This is a genomic window from Cellulomonas soli, from assembly GCF_052036975.1.
GTDB classification, from domain to species: domain Bacteria; phylum Actinomycetota; class Actinomycetes; order Actinomycetales; family Cellulomonadaceae; genus Cellulomonas; species Cellulomonas soli_A.
This window is the reverse complement of record NZ_JBQIAR010000017.1, coordinates 1-17,908: the sequence shown is the minus strand read 5'-3', so window position 1 is coordinate 17,908 and position 17,908 is coordinate 1. Positions and strand designations below refer to the sequence as shown.

At 75.0% G+C, this 17,908-nt stretch carries 16 protein-coding genes; 15 read left to right on the top strand and 1 reads right to left on the bottom strand.

The window, feature by feature from the left end; all coding sequences use genetic code 11:
- The first annotated feature begins 10 nt into the window (after positions 1-10).
- The 3 genes from ACTHAM_RS15600 (at position 11) to ACTHAM_RS15590 (ending at position 4,292) form a co-directional block, all read left to right on the top strand.
- A complete protein-coding gene (locus ACTHAM_RS15600) occupies positions 11-1,627 on the top strand; it encodes a WxL protein peptidoglycan domain-containing protein (RefSeq protein ID WP_440689096.1) in 1,617 nt (538 codons plus the stop codon).
- Positions 1,628-1,866: 239 nt separating this feature from the next.
- The gene (locus ACTHAM_RS15595) at positions 1,867-2,631 is read left to right on the top strand and encodes a phosphate ABC transporter ATP-binding protein (protein ID WP_440689211.1); all 765 of its coding nucleotides are present in this window, start codon (positions 1,867-1,869) and stop codon (positions 2,629-2,631) included.
- 257 nt (positions 2,632-2,888) lie between these two features.
- Positions 2,889-4,292 (top strand): C40 family peptidase, encoded by a 1,404-nt coding sequence (locus tag ACTHAM_RS15590; protein ID WP_440689094.1) that lies wholly within the window; start codon positions 2,889-2,891, stop codon positions 4,290-4,292.
- Positions 4,293-4,373: 81 nt separating this feature from the next.
- On the opposite strand, the gene ACTHAM_RS15585 is transcribed toward ACTHAM_RS15590, so the two are convergent.
- Positions 4,374-4,868 (bottom strand): inorganic diphosphatase, encoded by a 495-nt coding sequence (locus tag ACTHAM_RS15585; protein ID WP_440689092.1) that lies wholly within the window; start codon positions 4,866-4,868, stop codon positions 4,374-4,376.
- Between the two features lie 157 nt (positions 4,869-5,025).
- Here ACTHAM_RS15585 and ACTHAM_RS15580 point away from each other — a divergent pair, with 157 nt between their 5' ends.
- The 12 genes from ACTHAM_RS15580 to ACTHAM_RS15525 all read left to right on the top strand — a co-directional run.
- Complete coding sequence (locus ACTHAM_RS15580) at positions 5,026-6,438, top strand: D-alanyl-D-alanine carboxypeptidase/D-alanyl-D-alanine-endopeptidase (RefSeq protein ID WP_440689090.1); 1,413 nt, start codon at positions 5,026-5,028, stop codon at positions 6,436-6,438.
- A gap of 16 nt (positions 6,439-6,454) precedes the next feature.
- A complete protein-coding gene (locus tag ACTHAM_RS15575; protein WP_440689088.1) occupies positions 6,455-7,681 on the top strand; it encodes a zinc-dependent metalloprotease in 1,227 nt (408 codons plus the stop codon).
- Between the two features lie 7 nt (positions 7,682-7,688).
- On the top strand, positions 7,689-8,918 hold the full coding sequence (gene tilS, locus ACTHAM_RS15570; RefSeq protein ID WP_440689086.1) for a tRNA lysidine(34) synthetase TilS: 1,230 nt from the start codon (positions 7,689-7,691) through the stop codon (positions 8,916-8,918).
- Positions 8,919-8,920: 2 nt separating this feature from the next.
- Positions 8,921-9,475 carry a hypoxanthine phosphoribosyltransferase gene (gene hpt, locus ACTHAM_RS15565; RefSeq protein ID WP_440689084.1) on the top strand — a complete coding sequence of 185 codons (555 nt, stop codon included), beginning with the start codon at positions 8,921-8,923 and terminating at the stop codon, positions 9,473-9,475.
- A 121-nt stretch (positions 9,476-9,596) separates the two neighbouring features.
- Positions 9,597-11,705, top strand: a complete 2,109-nt coding sequence (ftsH, locus tag ACTHAM_RS15560; protein ID WP_440689082.1) for an ATP-dependent zinc metalloprotease FtsH — start codon at positions 9,597-9,599, stop codon at positions 11,703-11,705.
- Entirely contained in the window at positions 11,686-12,336 is a 651-nt protein-coding gene (gene folE, locus ACTHAM_RS15555) for a GTP cyclohydrolase I FolE (RefSeq protein ID WP_440689080.1), read from the top strand. The genes ftsH and folE overlap by 20 nt, the downstream gene beginning before the upstream one ends.
- Positions 12,337-12,375: 39 nt before the next feature.
- Complete coding sequence (folP, locus tag ACTHAM_RS15550; protein ID WP_440689078.1) at positions 12,376-13,377, top strand: dihydropteroate synthase; 1,002 nt, start codon at positions 12,376-12,378, stop codon at positions 13,375-13,377.
- Positions 13,374-14,924, top strand: a complete 1,551-nt coding sequence (gene folK / locus ACTHAM_RS15545) for a 2-amino-4-hydroxy-6-hydroxymethyldihydropteridine diphosphokinase (protein WP_440689076.1) — start codon at positions 13,374-13,376, stop codon at positions 14,922-14,924. The genes folP and folK overlap by 4 nt, the downstream gene beginning before the upstream one ends.
- Positions 14,924-15,415, top strand: coding sequence for a DUF3180 domain-containing protein (locus ACTHAM_RS15540; RefSeq protein ID WP_440689209.1), 492 nt, complete (start codon positions 14,924-14,926; stop codon positions 15,413-15,415). Before folK ends, ACTHAM_RS15540 begins: the two co-directional genes overlap by 1 nt.
- Before the next feature lie 87 nt (positions 15,416-15,502).
- Positions 15,503-16,033 (top strand): PH domain-containing protein, encoded by a 531-nt coding sequence (locus ACTHAM_RS15535; RefSeq protein ID WP_440689074.1) that lies wholly within the window; start codon positions 15,503-15,505, stop codon positions 16,031-16,033.
- Positions 16,030-17,556, top strand: a complete 1,527-nt coding sequence (locus tag ACTHAM_RS15530; protein ID WP_440689072.1) for a PH domain-containing protein — start codon at positions 16,030-16,032, stop codon at positions 17,554-17,556. Before ACTHAM_RS15535 ends, ACTHAM_RS15530 begins: the two co-directional genes overlap by 4 nt.
- Positions 17,553-17,908, top strand: a 356-nt coding sequence (locus ACTHAM_RS15525; protein ID WP_440689070.1) for an NAD(P)-binding domain-containing protein, incomplete at its 3' end; no start/stop codon positions are given. The genes ACTHAM_RS15530 and ACTHAM_RS15525, both read left to right, overlap by 4 nt.

The following is a 17,908-nucleotide window of genomic DNA, read 5'->3' as shown; positions in this document are numbered from 1 at the left end:
GAGAGTCCGCATGCCTCGTCCTCTGAGGTCCGTCGTCCGTGTGGCCGCAGGGCTCCTCGCGGCGTTCGTCGTCGTCCTGCCCGCGTCCTTCGCCGCGGCGGACGACACCACCGCCGCCTGGTCGGTGACGCCGTCCGACGCCGCCGGAGCGACCGACGGCCGCACGCGCCTGGAGCTCGCGCTCGCGCCGGGGGAGCAGGCGGAGGAGCACGTGCTGCTCGTGAACTCCTCGACCGTCGAGCGGACCTTCCGTGTCTACGGCGCAGACGGCTTCAACACCGAGACCGGCGGGTTCGACCTGCGGCCTGCGGCGGCGGCACCCGTCGACGTCGGGGCGTGGGTGACCACCCCGGAGGCGACGGTGACCGTCCCGGCGCTGTCGACGCGCACGCTCGCGCTCACCGTGGCCGTCCCGGCCGACGCGACGCCGGGCGACCACATGGGCGGGTTGGTGGTCTCTCCCGAGCAGGTCCAGGTCGACGAGGCGACCGGCGTCCTCGTCGACACGCGGGTGGCGGTGCGGGTCGCGGTGCGGGTCGCGGGCGAGCTCGCCCCTGCCCTCGAGGTGCGCGACGTGCACGCCTCCTACTCGGCGGCTGCGGTGCCGTTCGGGGCGTCGCCGGCGACGGTGACGTTCGAGGTCGTCAACACCGGCAACGTCAAGGTGCTGGGCGTGCCACGGGTGCGGCTCACCGGTCCGTTCGGTGCGGTGCTGGCCCAGGTCGAGGCGGAGCGCACGCGCGAGGTGCTGCCCGGTGACTCGTTCACGGTCACGACGACGCTCGACGACGTCGAGCCGACCGTGCTGGCCACGGCCGTGGTCGATGTGACCATGGCCGCGGCACCCGGGCCGGACACCGAGCTGCCCGGGGTGTCGAGCACGGCACGCACACGCGTGCTGGCGGTCTCCTGGTCGGGCGTCGCGGTGGTCGCGCTCGTCGTCGCCGCGGCGGTCCTGGTCGTGCGCCGTGCGCGCAGGCGCCGACGGGAGGCCGAGGTGCTGTGGGACCAGGTCGTGACCGAGGCGCGGCGCGGGTTGGAGTCCGGCGGGGGTCAGACGTCCGAGGTCGTCGTGACGGTCGCACCGGCGCCGGGGTCCCGAGCGATCGACGGTCCGGGTGTCGGCGGTCCCGTCCGGACGGCCACGGGGCCGACGGTGCTGCTTGCCCTGGTCGCGCTGGGTGCGGCAGGCGCGCTCGGGGCACTGGGGCTCGCGGCGGCGCCGACCGCCGGTGCGGCCGAGCCGCCGGTCGTGGCGTCGACGGACGTCGACGACGGTTCCCTGCGGTTGGAGGTACCGGCGGCGCCGACGTCCACGGCCGGGCCGGTGGCGCCGGTCGTGCCGGGCACCCCGGCCGCCGGTGCGGCCGGTGGCACACGGCGTCCGCCGTCCACGCCGGCCGCGCCGCCTGCCGACCCGGGGGCGCAGACCGACGGGGGAGCGGGCGGGGGTGACCAGGTCGAGGCCGACGGCGGGCAGGACCAGGTGAGCCCGGACCTGCTGTGGCGTGCGGCGCAGGGTGACGCCCCCGCTCGGGCCGCCCTGGCAGCGAGCGCGCTCACGGTGGCCGGCGGTGCGGGGTGGTTGGTGCGTCACCTGCTCGTCGCTCGACGGGCAGGGCTGTGACGGGCGGGGTCGTGACGGGCGGGCCCGCGGTGGGTGCGGCGGTGGACGGTGTCGAGGAGGAGCACGTGACGGATCAGGTGCAGGCCGGGGCGGAGCGGACCGTGGTGCTGCCCGCGGTGACGGGGGCGCCCGGTCTCGTCGAGCCGCCCCTGGTGGCCGACCCCGTGGCGCAGGTCGGATCGCCGCCCCTCGCCGAGCAGGTCGTGCCGCCGGTGGTGCTGCCGAGCGGTCTCGCCGAGCTGCGGGCACGGGAGATCTCCGCCTGGTTCGGGTCGCACCACGTGCTCGACCGGGTGTCGCTGACGATGCCGGCCGGGCAGGTCACCGCGCTGATCGGGCCGTCGGGCTGCGGCAAGTCGACGTTCCTGCGGATCCTCAACCGCATGCACGAGCTGGTGCCGTCGGCGGCGCTCGCCGGTGAGGTGCTGCTCGACGGCCAGGACCTCTACGACCCGCGGCTGCGGGTGACGCAGGCACGCCGGGACGTCGGCATGGTGTTCCAGAAGCCGAACCCGTTCCCGGCGATGAGCATCCGGGAGAACGTCCTGGCGGGCCTGCGGCTGACCGGGACACGGGTGAGCGCCGCGGAACGGTCGATGCTGGTGGAGTCCTCGCTGATCCGCGCGGGCCTGTGGAAGGAGGTCCGCGACCGCCTCGACGCCCCGGGCGGCGGCCTGTCCGGTGGTCAGCAGCAGCGGCTGTGCATCGCCCGTTCGCTCGCGGTGCGACCGCGCGTCCTGCTGATGGACGAGCCGTGCTCCGCGCTGGACCCGACGTCGACCAGGGTGATCGAGGAGACGATCCGGGAGCTGGCCTCGCAGGTGACGATCGTCATCGTGACGCACAACATGCAGCAGGCGGCCCGCGTGTCGCAGCAGTGCGCGTTCTTCCTCGCGGAGCACGGGGTGCCGGGGGCGATCGTGGAGCACGGCGACACCTCGGCCATGTTCACCAGCCCGCAGGACGCCCGGACGGAGGCCTACGTCGGCGGTCGGTTCGGCTGACGCGGCCGGGCGCCGAGGAGGGCCCCGGCGCGGGCGAGGCACCCTGTCCGGCCCGGTGAGCGCGCCGGTCGGGGTGCCTCGCGCAGGCGCACGGGTGAACCGACCGGTGTTCTGTCCGGGTTCCTCCCGAAGCACAGCGGTGTGACTCGTGTGACGGATGTGACTCGTGTTCACTTCTGAGGTTCACGCCGGTAGCGTGCCGAGAGCGGGACCCGTCAGGGCAGCCGCACAGCACGCGCCCGCGGAAGGGGAACCCGGTGACGTCACGCACCACGCACGCCCGAGGACGTCGGGCGGCCGGTCGGCGCGCCGGCGTGTCCGGGGTCGTCGTCGCCGCGCTGCTCGCCGCCGGCACCGGTGCCGCGACGGTGGCGTCCGCCGAGCCGACCCCCCCGTCGCAGCAGGACGTCGAGCAGGCCCAGGAGGCCGTGGGTACCGCCCGCACGTCCGTGGCAGCCGCCGAGGTGCGCCTCGCCCAGCTGACCGCCGCCAACGACGCCGCCGAGCTGCGCGTCCAGCAGGTCGGCGAGGCCTACACGCAGGCGCTCGCCGACGCCGATGCGGCGCAGGCCGCATCCGCCGATGCCGCTGCGAAGTCGGAGCAGGCCGACGCGAAGGCCGAGGAGGCCCGCCGCGAGCTGGCCGCCATCGCCCGTCAGATCGCCCGCACCGGCGGTTCCGCCGACGCCCTGCAGTCGCTGCTGTCCTCCGACGGTTTCGAGGACGTCGCCCGCCGCAGCGGCACGCTCGACAGGGTCAGCGGCAAGGCCGACGAGGCCGTGCAGCAGTTCAAGGCCGCCCAGCACGTCGCCACCACGCTCGCCGCCCGGGCCACGGCGGCCGCCGACGACGCCGCCACCGCCAAGGCGGCCGCGCAGAGCGCGCTGGAGACCGCCGAGCAGGCGCAGGCCGACGCGGAGCAGTCCGTCGCCGGTGCTGCCGCCGAGCGCGACCAGCTGCTCACCGTCCTCGCCGCCGCACGGCAGACGAGCCTCGAGGTCGAGCGCCAGCGGCAGGACCAGCTCGACGCCGAGCAGCGGGCTCGCACCGAGGCGGCTGCGCAGGCGGCCCGTCTGGCTGCCCCGTCGACGGGCACGACCACCCCGGCCGCCGGCGGGGGCACCACGCCTCCGGCGGCCACCACGCCCCCGGCGACGACGACCCCACCGGCGACCACCACGCCCCCGGCGACGACGACCCCGCCCGCGACCACCACGCCCCCGGCGACCACCACCCCGCCCACGACCACCACCCCTCCGGCACCCGTCACGGGTGGGACGTCCAGGGGCACCGCGGCCCAGGGCCAGGCGGCGGTCGAGGCCGCCATGACCAAGATCGGGCTCCCGTACGTGTGGGGCGGTGTCGGACCGTCCGGCTATGACTGCTCCGGTCTGACCTCCACGTCGTGGCGCACCGCGGGCCTCAGCATCAACCGCACCTCACGTGACCAGTACAAGCAGGTGCTCAAGATCTCGTACGACCAGCTGCGCCCCGGCGACCTGGTGTTCTGGGCCGACAACCCCGCTGACCCGAGCTCGATCTACCACGTGGCCATGTGGGTCGGCGACGGCAAGATCATCGAGGCGCGCACCTATGGCAAGCCGGTGCAGGTCTCCTCGATGCGCTGGTCCGGCACCATGCCGTACGCCGGTCGCCCCTGACCCGGCAGCCGTGACGACGAAGGCCCGCCCCCGAGGGGACGGGCCTTCGTCGTGCGTGGCGCGGGTGCGCCCGCGGTCAGGTCAGTGGTCGTACCCGGCGTCGATCGCCCGCTGGCGCGACCGCTCGATCTCCGCCTCGGCCTCCGCGCGCCCCGTCCAGTAGGCGCCCTCGACGGACTTGCCCGGCTCGAGGTCCTTGTAGACCTCGAAGAAGTGCTGGATCTCCAGCCGGTGGAAGTCGGAGACGTCGTCGATGTCCTGGCGCCACGCGGCGCGCTGGTCGCCCGTGGGCACGCACAGGACCTTGTCGTCGCCGCCGGCCTCGTCGCGCATGCGGAACATGCCCAGCGCGCGGCAGCGGATCAGGCAGCCGGGGAACGTGGGTTCCTCCAGCAGCACGAGCGCGTCGAGCGGGTCGCCGTCCTCACCGAGGGTGCCCTCGATGAAGCCGTAGTCGTCCGGGTACCGGGTCGACGTGAACAGCATCCGGTCGAGGCGGATCCGCCCCGTCGCGTGGTCCACCTCGTACTTGTTGCGCTGCCCCTTGGGGATCTCGATCGTGACGTCGAACTCCACTGCACTCCTGTCGCACGCCCCGCCGCCCGTCACCGGGGGCCGGCATGACACGTCGTCGTGAGGGCGCGAACACGTGCCGTACGCCCCTGCTACGGACAGTAGTCTGACGCACCGGCACGGCGAGTGCGTCGCGCGTGCGTGGAGGGGGTCGGTCCGGGTGGCCAGGGGTTGGCGCGTCGCAGGCACCAGCGTGCTCGTCGTGGTGCTCGGAGCGGGCGCCTACGCGACCGCCGACGCGTACGACGTCGTCCCGGGCGCGATCACGCTCGCGCCCGTCCCGGCCGAGGCGGCGCCGTTCCCGACCGCCCCCGGAGCACTCGAGCCGGCCGACGCGACCACCGCGCTGACCGCGCTCGACCCGGCGGTGCCGCTGCCGGTGGCCGCCACGCTGCAGGCCAAGGTCGACGCACTCGCCACGGACACCCGGCTCGGTGCGACCGTGGGGGTGGTCGTCGCCGACCAGCTCACGGGCGAGGTGCTCGCCTCGCACCTGGCGGACCAGGGTCGCACCCCCGCCTCCACCGCCAAGCTCGTCACCGCGGTCGCCGCGCTCGGCACGCTCAGCGGCGACCTGACGCTGGACACCCGCGTGGTGCGCGGCGACGGCGACGCGATCGTGCTGGTCGGCGGCGGCGACATGATGCTGGCCGAGGGCGCCGGCGACCCGGATGCCGTGAACGGGCACGCCGGGCTGGCCGACCTCGCCGCGCAGGTCGCCCGCTCGTTGCTGCTCGAGGGGCGCACCAGCGTGCAGCTGACGTTCGACGACTCCCTGTTCAGCGGCCCTGCGCTCAGCCCCCAGTGGGACCCCGCGGACATCCGGGACGGTTACGTCGCCCCGGTCACCGCGCTGGCGGTCGACATCGCCAAGATGAGCGAGGGCGCGTACCCGCCGCGGTACACCGACCCGTCGGCGCGTACCGCGCAGGTGTTCGCCACCCGGCTCGCCGAAGCGGGGGTGAGTGTCACCGGGACGCCCACGCGGGTGACCGCGGACGACGGTGCGCTCGAGCTGGGCGTGGTGCACTCCGCGACGCTCGACAAGGTCGTGCACCACTTCCTCGACACGTCCGACAACACGATCACCGAGGTCGTGTCACGTCTCGTGGCGCTGGACGCAGGCCTGCCCGGCAGCTTCGAGGGCGGGTCCCAGGCCGTGCTGCGCGCGGTGGCGGCCCTCGGCGCGGACATCACGGGCTGCTCGCTCGTGGACGCCTCCGGGTTGGGTGCGGGCTCCGTGCTGACCCCGGACCTGCTGCTCGACCTGCTCCAGCTGTCCACCGACCCGGCGCACCCGCTGCTGCGTGAGGTCGCCACGGGCATGCCCATCGCCGGTCTGACCGGCACCCTGGTCGACCGGTACACGACCTCGGACGCCCGCGGGCTGGTGCGTGCCAAGACCGGCAGCCTGCCGGGGGTCACGTCGCTGGCCGGCACCGTGCTCGACGCCGACCGCCGCCAGCTGCTGTTCGTGGTCATCGCCGACCAGACCCCCGAGGGTGGGCAGTGGGCGCCCCGGTCGGCCATCGACGCGTTCGTGAGCGACCTCGCAGGCTGCGGCTGCCGCTGACGGCTACCGTGGCCCGATGGACGGCCCGGACACCCAGGTACCCGACGCGCCGGACGGCGGGGTGCCCGTCTCCGCGCCGGTCCCCGCGCCCGTCTCCGTGACGCCGGAGGGCCCGGTCGACTGGGACGTGGCCGCGCGACTGGCCGGCAGGCTGTCCGCACCCGGGCCGACGGCCGAGCGTGCCCGCCTGACCGAGCTGGTCGACGAGCTGCGGGCCGGGGCTGCTCGCACGGCCGGGCACGCCGCACGGGCCTCGCGCCTGGTGCCCGCCGACGGACGCGCGCCGCAGGACGTCTCCCGCGTGCTGGTCGTCGACCGCCCCGGGTGGGCGCGGGCCAACACGCAGGTCTTCGCCGCGATGCTCTCCGACGTCGACGCGTCGGTGTGGACGAGCGACACCGGTGCCGCCCCCTCGCTCGCCGCCCGGGGCGCCGCCACCGCCGAGGTGGCCGGGGTGCTCGCCCTGCTGTCCGGCAAGGTGCTCGGGCAGTACGACCCGTTCTCGCAGCCCGCCGGGCAGCCCGGGCGCCTGCTGCTCGTCGCGCCGAACGTGCTGCAGGTGGAGCGGTCGCTCGACCTCGTCCCGGCGGACTTCCGGGTCTGGGTGGCCCTGCACGAGCAGACGCACGCGCTGCAGTTCGCCGCGGCGCCGTGGCTCGCCGGGCACCTGCGCGCCCGGGCGTCGTCGCTGGTCTCCGGGCTGGGCACCTCGGTGCGGTCCGCGGTCCAGGCGGCGACGGGGGCGGCCGGACGTGCGGCGCGGACGGGTGGGCCGGCGACCCGCCCGGAGGCCGCCGGCTGGCCGACCCCCGCCGAGGCCCTCGCCACGCTCGTGCGTGCCCTGCGCGACCCCGAGATCGACCTCACGCGCCTGCTGCCCGCCGAGCACCGGGCCGTGGTCGACGAGGTCGGCGCCGTGATGGCCCTGCTGGAGGGGCACGCCGACGTGACCATGGACGCCGCCGGGCGCGGCCTGGTGCCGTCCGTGCGGCAGCTGCGTGCCCGGTTCGAGGCACGGCGTGACCGGGCGGCCGACGCGCACGGCCTTGCTCGGGTGCTGCGTCGGGTGCTCGGGCTGGACACCAAGCTCGCGCAGTACCGCGACGGCGCCGTGTTCGTCCGCACCGTGCGACGCGCGGTCGGCATCGACGGGCTGAACGCCGTGTGGACCGAACCTGCGCTGCTGCCGACCCCCGCCGAGATCGCCGACCCGGCACTGTGGGTGCGCCGGGTGCACGGGTGAGGCACGGGTGAGCGGTCCGGACCGGGCCGTGGCCGCCGTCCGGTCGGCCGTCACGGCGGCCACCGCCGACGTCCCGCCCGGTGCCCTGGTGCTCGTGGCGTGCTCGGGCGGACCGGACTCCCTCGCGCTCGCGGCCGCGACGGCGTTCGTCGCCGACCGTGCCAGACGGGGTGCCCGACGGCGTGCCCCACGGCGCGACCGGCCCGCGGCCGCCGGTGCGGTCCCCGCGGAGGGGGGTGCTGCGGGCGGCGCGTGGCGTGCCGGTGCGGTGGTGGTGGATCACGGCCTGCAGCCCGGTTCGGCGCAGGTGGCTGCCCGTGCGGCGCAGACCTGCCGCGAGCTGGGCCTGGACCCGGTGCGCGTGGTGCGCGTCGACCCCGCAGGTCCAGGCGGCCCCGAGGCGGCCGCGCGCGACGCCCGGTACGCGGCGATCGAGGCGGTCGCCGCCGCCGACGGCGCGTGCGCCGTGCTGCTGGGGCACACGCTCGACGACCAGGCGGAGACGGTGCTGCTGGGCCTGGCCCGCGGGTCCGGGGTGCGGTCCCTGGCCGGGATGCCGACCCGTCGCGGCCTGCTGCGACGTCCCCTGCTCGCGCTGCGTCGCACCGACACGCTGCAGGCGTGCGCGGCGCTGGGGATCGAGGTGTGGCACGACCCGACGAACGCCCCCGCGCCGGGGGACGCGAGCGCCCCGCGCCGCAGCCGGCTGCGGACCCACGCCATGCCCGCCCTGCTCGACGTGCTCGGCCCGGGGCTGCCGACGGCGCTCGCCCGCACCGCCGATCAGCTGCGCGAGGCGGGCGACGCCCTCGACGAGCTGGCCGACGACCTGCTCGCGCGGGCCCGGCTGGACGGGGCGGCGCGGTCGGTCCCGGCGGTGCAGGTGCCGGTGGGCGACACACCCGGGAACGGGATGTCCGTCGTCCCCGTCGCGGCGTCCTACGAGGTCACGACGCTGCGCGACGCCCCGACCGGGCTGCGCCGCTGGGCCCTGCGGACCGCGGCCCTGCGGGCGGGATGCCCCGCCGGGAGCCTGCGCCGCGAGCACGTGCTGGCCCTCGACGCGCTGCTGGTGGACTGGCACGGGCAGGGCCCGGTGGCGCTCCCGGGCCCGCCCGGGGTCCCGGCAGCCGGGTGGCGTGCGTGTGGCACGCTTGCTCTGGGGCCAGCCGGCCGACCTGGGAGTCGGACCGACCGCGACCCCGACCCCCGGACGGACGATCGACAGGAGCGGTAGCGGTGGACGCTGCGGACATGGGCGCGGACCTCGAGAAGGTCCTGCTGAGCGAGGAGCAGCTGCATGCTCGCCTCGACGAGATCGCCGCACAGATCGACGCCGACTACGCCGGTCAGGACCTGCTGCTCGTCGGCGTCCTCAAGGGCGCCGTCATGGTCATGGGCGACCTCGCCCGCCGGCTGCACACCCCGATCGACATGGACTGGATGGCGGTCTCCTCGTACGGCTCGGGCACCAAGTCCTCGGGTGTCGTGCGGATCCTCAAGGACCTCGACGCGGACCTCACGGGCCGGCACGTGCTGATCGTCGAGGACATCATCGACTCCGGTCTGACGCTGTCGTGGCTGCTGTCGAACCTGCGTTCGCGTGGGCCGGCGTCGGTCGAGGTCGCCACGATGCTGCGCAAGCCCGAGGCCGCCAAGGTCGAGGTCGACGTGCGCTACGTGGGTTTCGAGATCCCCAACGAGTTCGTGGTCGGCTACGGCCTGGACTACGCCGAGAAGTACCGCAACCTGCCGTTCGTGGGCACGTTGGCCCCGCACGTCTACGGCGCCTGACCGTTCGCACGGCCCCCCGCCTGTGCCCTGGGCGAACAGGCGGGGGCACCATCAGCATCAGCGTGTAACTTCGAGCCACCTGTCCTGCCCATCGGAGGGATGAGGGGGCTGCGCCCCGCCCATGAATCTCAAGCGACTTGCCCGTGGTCCCGTGCTGTGGATCGTCCTCGCCGTGGTGCTGCTCTGGGTCGGTGCCAGCACGCTGGCCACCCCCAGCGTGCAGCGCATCGACACCTCCGACGGCCTGGCGCTCCTCGCCGACGGCAAGGTGACCCAGGCCAAGGTCACCGAGGGGGAGCAGCGTGTCGACCTGACCCTCAGCGAGGACTTCGTCCAGGGCGAGGACAACTACGGCACCTCCGTCCGGTTCTTCTACGTGGTCCCGCAGGGCCCCGACGTGATCGCGGCGATCACCAAGGCCGACCCCGAGGACGGCTACACCTCCGACGTGCCGCAGACGTCCTGGTGGACGAGCCTGCTGGGCCTGGTGCTGCCGTTCATCATCATCCTGGGCGTCTTCTGGTTCCTGATGTCCAACATGCAGGGCGGCGGCTCGCGGGTGATGAGCTTCGGCAAGTCGCGCGCCAAGCTGGTCAGCAAGGAGTCCCCGCAGGTCACCTTCGCCGACGTCGCAGGTGTCGACGAGGCGCTCGAGGAGCTGCAGGAGATCAAGGAGTTCCTCTCCGAGCCCGCCAAGTTCCAGGCGGTCGGGGCCAAGATCCCCAAGGGTGTGCTGCTGTACGGCCCTCCCGGCACCGGCAAGACCCTGCTGGCCCGCGCCGTCGCCGGCGAGGCCGGCGTGCCGTTCTACTCGATCTCCGGCTCGGACTTCGTCGAGATGTTCGTCGGCGTGGGTGCCAGCCGTGTGCGCGACCTGTTCCAGCAGGCCAAGGAGAACTCGCCGGCCATCATCTTCGTCGACGAGATCGACGCGGTCGGCCGGCACCGCGGTGCGGGTCTGGGCGGCGGGCACGACGAGCGCGAGCAGACGCTCAACCAGATGCTCGTCGAGATGGACGGGTTCGACGTCAAGACGAACGTCATCCTCATCGCGGCGACCAACCGGCCCGACATCCTCGACCCCGCCCTGCTGCGCCCCGGCCGGTTCGACCGTCAGGTCGCGGTCGACCCGCCGGACCTCAAGGGCCGCGAGCGGATCCTGCAGGTGCACGCACAGGGCAAGCCGATGGCGCCGGGCGTCGACCTGACCACCGTGGCGCGCCGCACACCGGGCTTCACGGGTGCCGACCTGGCGAACGTCCTGAACGAGGCGGCGCTGCTGACCGCCCGGCAGAACGGGTCCGTCATCGACGACCGCGCCCTCGACGAGGCGATCGACCGCGTCGTGGCCGGACCGCAGAAGCGCACGCGGGTGATGAACACCAAGGAGGTGAAGATCACCGCGTACCACGAGGGTGGTCACGCCCTGGTGGCCGCCGCCCTGCGCTACACGGACCCGGTCACCAAGGTGACGATCCTTCCTCGTGGTCGGGCGCTGGGCTACACGATGGTCATGCCCACGGAGGACAAGTACTCCACGACGCGCAACGAGCTGCTCGACCAGCTCGCGTACGCCATGGGCGGCCGGGTCGCCGAGGAGCTCGTGTTCCACGACCCGACCACGGGTGCCAGCAACGACATCGAGAAGGCGACCGCCACCGCGCGCCGCATGGTCACCCAGTTCGGCATGAGCAGCCGGCTCGGGGCGATCCGCCTCGGCCAGGAGTCGTCCGAGATGTTCCTGGGCCGCGACGTCGGTCACCAGCGCGACTACTCCGAGGACGTCGCCGCGTCGATCGACCTCGAGGTGCGCGGGCTCGTCGAGCGGGCGCACACCGAGGCGTGGGAGATCCTCGTGGAGTACCGCGACGTGCTCGACGCCCTGGTCCTGGAGCTGCTCGAGAAGGAGACGCTCAACCAGGAGCAGCTCGCGACGATCTTCGCGCCCATCACCAAGCGCCCGCCGCGCGACGTGTGGCTGTCCAACGACGACCGCGGCGTCTCCGACCGCCCGCCGGTGCTCACCCCGGCCGAGCGTGCGGCGGCGAACGGATCGGCCGCCGGCGTCACCGACGGTGCGGCCGACCCGATCACCAGCCCCGGCAGCACGACGCCGGTTCCCGACGACGGGGTCGGCCCGGTCCTCGAGCAGACCACCGTGACCGACGGGCAGGCGGGTCCCGCCGGCCCGAGCGCCCTGGAGGCACCCGATGGCGACGGATCCCACTGACGGCACCGCCGACCCGGCGGTCGTCTCGACGATCAGCCCGGTGACCTGGTCGGGACGTGCCGTGGGCACGTACGACGAGGCCCGGGCGGAGGCCGCCGTCCGTGAGCTGCTGCTCGCGGTCGGGGAGGACCCGGACCGCGAGGGGCTGCGCGACACCCCCGGTCGGGTCGCTCGCGCCTACAAGGAGATCTTCGCCGGGCTCTACCAGGAGCCCGAGGACGTCCTGACGACCACGTTCGACCTGGGCCACGAGGAGCTCGTGCTGGTCAAGGACATCGAGGTGTACTCCACCTGCGAGCACCACCTCGTGCCGTTCCACGGCGTGGCGCACGTCGGGTACATCCCGGGGGCCGACGGGCGTATCACGGGCCTGAGCAAGTTCGCCCGGCTCGTGGACGTGTACGCGCGTCGCCCGCAGGTGCAGGAGCGGCTCACGTCGCAGATCGCCGATGCGATGGTCCGCGTGCTCCAGCCGCGGGGCGTGCTCGTCGTGGTCGAGTGCGAGCACCTGTGCATGTCGATGCGTGGTGTGCGCAAGCCGGGTTCCCGCACGGTCACCTCGGCGGTCCGCGGGCAGCTGCGCGACGTGGCCACCCGCGCCGAGGCCATGAGCCTCGTGCTGGGCCGCTGACCGGCCCGTCCGGACCGGCGACGCCCTAGGCTCGAACCCATGACCGCACGCCAGCAGGACCCCGCCGTGCCGGCGGTGTCGGGCACGGGCTCACCCGTCGAGCTGCCGGGGGGTCGCCCCGCGCCGCTCCCGGCCGCGCTGCGGGCGGGCGATCGCACGCTGGTCATGGGCGTGGTCAACGTGACCCCCGACTCGTTCTCGGACGGTGGCCGCTGGTTCACCCCCGGTGCCGCGGTCGCGCACGGGTTGACGCTGCTCGAGCAGGGCGCCGACCTGCTCGACGTCGGGGGCGAGTCGACCCGTCCCGGGTCCCGGCGGGTGCCGGTCGAGGACGAGCTGGTGCGGGTCCTGCCCGTCGTCGAGGAGCTCGTGCGCCGGGGGGCGACCGTGAGCGTGGACACCACGCGGGCCGCGGTGGCCCGTGCCGCGGTCGAGCGCGGTGCCGCGGTCGTCAACGACGTCTCCGGTGGTCTGGCCGACGAGGAGATGGCCGGGGTGGTGGCCACCACGGGGGCGGTGTACGTGGCGATGCACTGGCGCGGTCACGCCGACGTGATGGACCAGCTGGACCGGTACGGCGACGTGGTGGCCGATGTGCGCCGCGAGCTCGCGGCGAGGGTAGCGGCGCTGCGGGCGGCCGGGGTGCGCGACGAGCAGATCGTGCTCGACCCGGGTCTGGGTTTCGCCAAGCCCGGTGCGAGCAACTGGCCGCTGCTGGCCCGGCTGCCGGAGCTGGTGGCCGACGGGTTCCCGGTGCTGGTCGGTGCGAGCCGCAAACGGTTCCTCGGGCACCTGCTCGCCGACGCCGACGGGCACCTCGCCCCGCCGCTGGCCCGCGACGGTGCCACCGCGGCGGTGTCCGCGCTCGCCGCGGCGTCCGGCGCATGGTGCGTGCGGGTGCACGACGTCCCCGGATCCGTCGACGCCGTGCGTGTCGCAGCAGCATGGCGGGCTGCACGGCCCTCCCGGCCCGCGCGCATGGACACCATGGACGAGCTGCCCGTCGACGAGGACGCGGCCGACGGAAGGAGGTCGCTGTGACGGTGCAGGACGGGTACGACGGCAACGACACGTTCGCCCCGCGTGCGCAGGTCCCGCCGGAGGGGCGACCCCGTGCGCTGCCCGCGGGCGACCGCGCCGCCGCGCCGCGCGGGCCGATCGTGCCGGTGGTGCACGACGCCGAAGGGCGTCGGCTCGACCAGGTCCAGCTGGTGGGCGTCAGCGCGTTCGGCTACCACGGGGTGTTCCCCGCGGAGCGGCGTGAGGGGCAGGTGTTCGTCGCCGACGTGGTCGTGCACCTGGACACCCGCCGTGCCGCCGGGCGCGACGACCTGGCGCTCACGGTGAACTACGGCGTGCTGGCCGAGCAGGTGGCCGCGGTGCTCGCGGGGGAGCCGGCGGACCTGCTCGAGACGGTCGCCGAGCGGATCGCGGCCACCGTCCTGGCGACGGCGCTGGTGGTGGCTGTGGACGTGCAGCTGCACAAGCCGCAGGCCCCCATCACTGTGCCCTTCGACGACGTGGTGGTGGCGATCCACCGTGACCGCAGCCGGCTGCCCGCGGCGGAGCCGTACCGCGCGCCGGTCGCGGCGGCCGCCGCACCGGGAGGGCCCGAGCGCACACCCGCCCGGGGAGAGGTTGTGCCCACGCACACGGCGGTGATGCCGATCAGCCCGGGCCTGGGTTCGCCTGCGCTCGCGTCGGCACCCACACCGGTGGCGACGCCCGACCGCCACCCCCTCTCCGAGTACCTGGCCGCGCCCGTCGCCCCGCAGATGTCTGGCCCCACGCCGGTGCTGCCGCCGCCCGGGCCTGTCGCCTCGGTGCAGCCGCCGACCGGGTACGCCCCCGGCGTCCCGGCACCGGCGGTCGGACCGGCCGTCGGCCCGGAGGTCGTGTCGTTGCCCGCGACGGGTCCCGTCAGCGGCCCCGTGGATGCCGCCGCGGGGCATCCGGGTGCCGAGCTGGTGGAGCTGGTCGAGCCGGTCGAGGTCGTCGACGGTGAGCTCGAGCTCGACGCGCTCGACCAGGTGCCCGCCGCGCCGGTCCCCGTGGTGCTGGCCATCGGCGCGAACCTGGGCAACGCCCAGGAGACGCTGCGGCAGGCGGTGTCCGACCTGGCGGCCGTTCCCGGCCTGCACGTGGACGACGTCTCCGCGTTGGCCCGCACCGCCGCGGTCGGTGGGCCGGAGCAGCCCGACTTCCTCAACGCGGTCGTGCTGGCCCGCACGACGATGTCCGCCCGGGACCTGCTGCGGGCCACCCAGGCGATCGAGCACGCGCACGGCCGCGAGCGGCTGCAGCACTGGGGACCGCGCACGCTCGACGTCGACATCGTCGTGTACGGCTCCACGCTGGCCACCACGGACGACCTGGAGCTGCCGCACCCCCGCGCCCACGAGCGGGCGTTCGTGCTGCAGCCCTGGGCGCAGGTGGATCCGGACGCGGTGCTGCCGGGCCTGGGGGGCGGGCCGGTGGCGGCCCTCGCCGCGACCGCCCCGGACCGCGACGGCATCCGGTGGCTCGCGCTCGACTGGCTGACCAGCCCGGTGTCGGCGCCGCAGGCGGAACCGGGTGTCGACGCGTGATGCACCGCACCCGCTGGCAGACGCTGCTGCTCCTGGCGTCGGCGGTCGCCGTCAGCACGTGGGTGGTGCTGCGGGCGGCCCTCGCCCGTGGTGCGGGCCTGCCGACCGTGCCGTGGCTCGTCGTGGCCGTCGAGCTGGTGATCGCGGCGGTGGTGCTGTCGATGGGTTGGGCGGTCCGCCAGTTCCTGCGGGGCAGGCGGCCGACGCTCAACCCGATCCGTGCGGCGCGCACGGCGGTGCTGGCCAAGGCGTCCTGCTACACGGGGGCGCTGCTGGCCGGCTGGTACGGCGGGCAGGTCCTGACGGTGCTGCGGGAGTCCGGCGGTTCGGAGCAGCTCGCGCGGGCGGCATCGGCCGGCGCGGCGACGGTCGGGGCCGTGGTGCTGGCGGTCGTCGGGCTCGTCGTGGAGTGGTTCTGCCAGATCCCGCCGCCCGAGGACTCGCTGACGCAGCGGGCCGACGAGCAGGCACCGGACCCCGCGGCGGGCTGAGGCGTCGGACCGGGCGAGCCGGGCTGAGCGCGCCGGGTCGGACCCCCGTCGCAGCCTGTCGCCGTCCGACGGTGGAAGGATGGCGGCATGTCCTCCGCCCCGCAGCTCCCGGAGTCCGCCGTGCCCGCGACCGCCCGGGGCGCCTTCGACCCCGAGGGCGTCACCTGGACCCCCGTCTCGACGCGCTTGGCCGCAGCCCGGCTCACCGTGGCTGCGCTGTGGTTCGTGCTGCCGCTCGTGGGGTCGCTCGTGCTGGCGGTGCTCGTCGGTGAGCCGTGGCTGTGGGCGCTGCCCGGGGTCCTCCTGGCCTTGGTGGCCTGGATCGCGTGGCTCGTGCCCCGGCAGGTGCGCGCCCAGGCGTACGCAGAGCGCGACGACGACCTGCTGATCCGGCGGGGCATCATGTTCCGCACGCTCGTGGTGGTGCCGTACGGCCGGATGCAGTACGTCGACGTGAACGCCGGTCCGCTCGACCGCCGGTTCTCGATCGCGTCGGTGCAGCTGCACACCGCCTCGCCGCAGACCAACGCCTCGATCTCCGGTCTGCCGCCGCAGGAGGCCGCACGGCTGCGTGACCGTCTGGCCTCGCGTGGCGAGGCCCGGCTGGCCGGGCTGTGAACCCGGAGGTGGCGCCGGTCGAGGTCGAGGACGACCTCGACTGGCAGCGGATGCACCCGGTGACGCCTGCGCTCAAGGGCTGGAAGCTGCTGCTCGGTCTGCTCGTCGTGGCGTGGGCGCAGCTGGAGAACGTCCAGGAGGGCCTGCGGCACGTGCACGGTCGCGGATGGCTGGTCGTTGCCGGCGGCCTGGCGCTGTTCCTGCTGGTCGGGTTCGCCTACTCCACGGTGGCGTGGCGGATGACCCGGTTCGCCGTCACGGACGAGGCGGTGCACCTGCGCACGGGGGTCCTGTTCCGTCAGCAGCGGCAGGCCCGGCTGGACCGCCTGCAGGCCGTCGACGTGGTGCAGCCGCTGCTGGCGCGCCTGGTCGGGCTGTCGGAGCTCAAGCTCGAGGTGGCCGGTGGTGCGGAGTCGGCGGTCTCGCTGGCGTTCTTGCGCGAGTCGGACGCGGAGGCCCTGCGGGTGCGGCTGCTGGCGCTCGCGGCCGGTCGCCGGGCGGTTCCGACGGCGGTGCCCGGCGTCGAGCCGGCGTCGACCCCGTCGGGCGCGGCGCCCGAGGTGACCGAGGGGGCCGCCGCCCAGGTGCCGGCGCCCGCTCCGGCGGCGCTGTCGGCCCTCCCCGCGGACGTGCCCGAGCAGCCCGTCTACGAGGTGCCGATGGGGCGCCTGCTGCCGGCGACCCTGCTGTCCGGGGCGATGATCTGGCTGGTCGTCGGCCTGGTCGTGGCCGGTGTGCTGATGGCGGTCTCGCGGGAGGTCGGCTCCGTGCTCGTCGTGGCTCCCGCCGTGCTCGGCACCGTCGGCGCGGTCTGGGGTCGCATCAACCAGGGTGCTGGTTTCCGGGCGGCCGTCTCGCCGGACGGCATCCGGCTGCGCCACGGGTTGACCGAGTCGCGCACGCAGACGGTGCCCCCGGGGCGTGTGCAGGCCATCCGGGTGACGCAGCCGCTGCTGTGGCGCAAGGCCGACTGGTGGCGGGTGCAGATCAACGTGGCCGGGTACGCCGGGACGGAGGACGCCGAGCACGACACCGTGCTGCACCCCGTGGCCAGCCGCGAGGAGGCCATGACGGCGATCTGGCTGGTGCTGCCCGATCTGGGCGTCGAGGACCCGCGTGCGGTGCTCACGGCGGCGTTCTCCGGGCAGGACGAGGACGGGGGCTTCACGGCCGCGCCGCGCCGCGCCCGCTGGGTGGACCCGGTGGGGTGGCGTCGCCGCGGGGTCCTGGTCACCGGTCGTGCGCTGCTGGCCCGCTCCGGGCGGGTGTGGCGGCAGGTCGACGTCGTGCCGCACGAGCGGACGCAGTCGCTGGGCCTGGCGCAGGGCCCGTTGCAGCGCCGGCTGGGGCTGGCCTCGTTCGTCGTGCACTCCACGCCCGGGCCTGTCAGCCCCCAGGTCGCGCACCTCGACGCGATCACGGCGGCTGAGCTGCTCGACGAGCAGTCCCACCGTGCCCGCAGGGCCCGTGCCGGTGCGGGGCCCGAGCAGTGGTCGCGCACCGAGCCGGACGGCCTGGCATGAGCGTCGCGGACCCTGCGCGTCGCCCGGGTCGGCTCGGTGTGGGGGTGGTCGGGGCCGGTCGTGTGGGGGCGGTGCTCGGCAGCGCCCTGCGTGCGGCAGGTCACCCGGTGGTCGCCGTCTCGGCGATCTCGGCGGCCTCCCTCGAGCGGGCGGCCTCGCTGCTGCCGGGCGTCCCGGTGCTGGACGTGCCCGAGGTGGTGCGCCGCTCGGAGCTCGTGCTGCTGACCGTGCCCGACGACGCCCTGCACGACCTGGTGGCGGGGCTCGCGGGGGTGGGTGCGTGGCAGCCGGGGCAGATCGTCGTGCACACCTCGGGGCGGTTCGGCGCGGACGTGCTCGCGCCGGCGCGAGC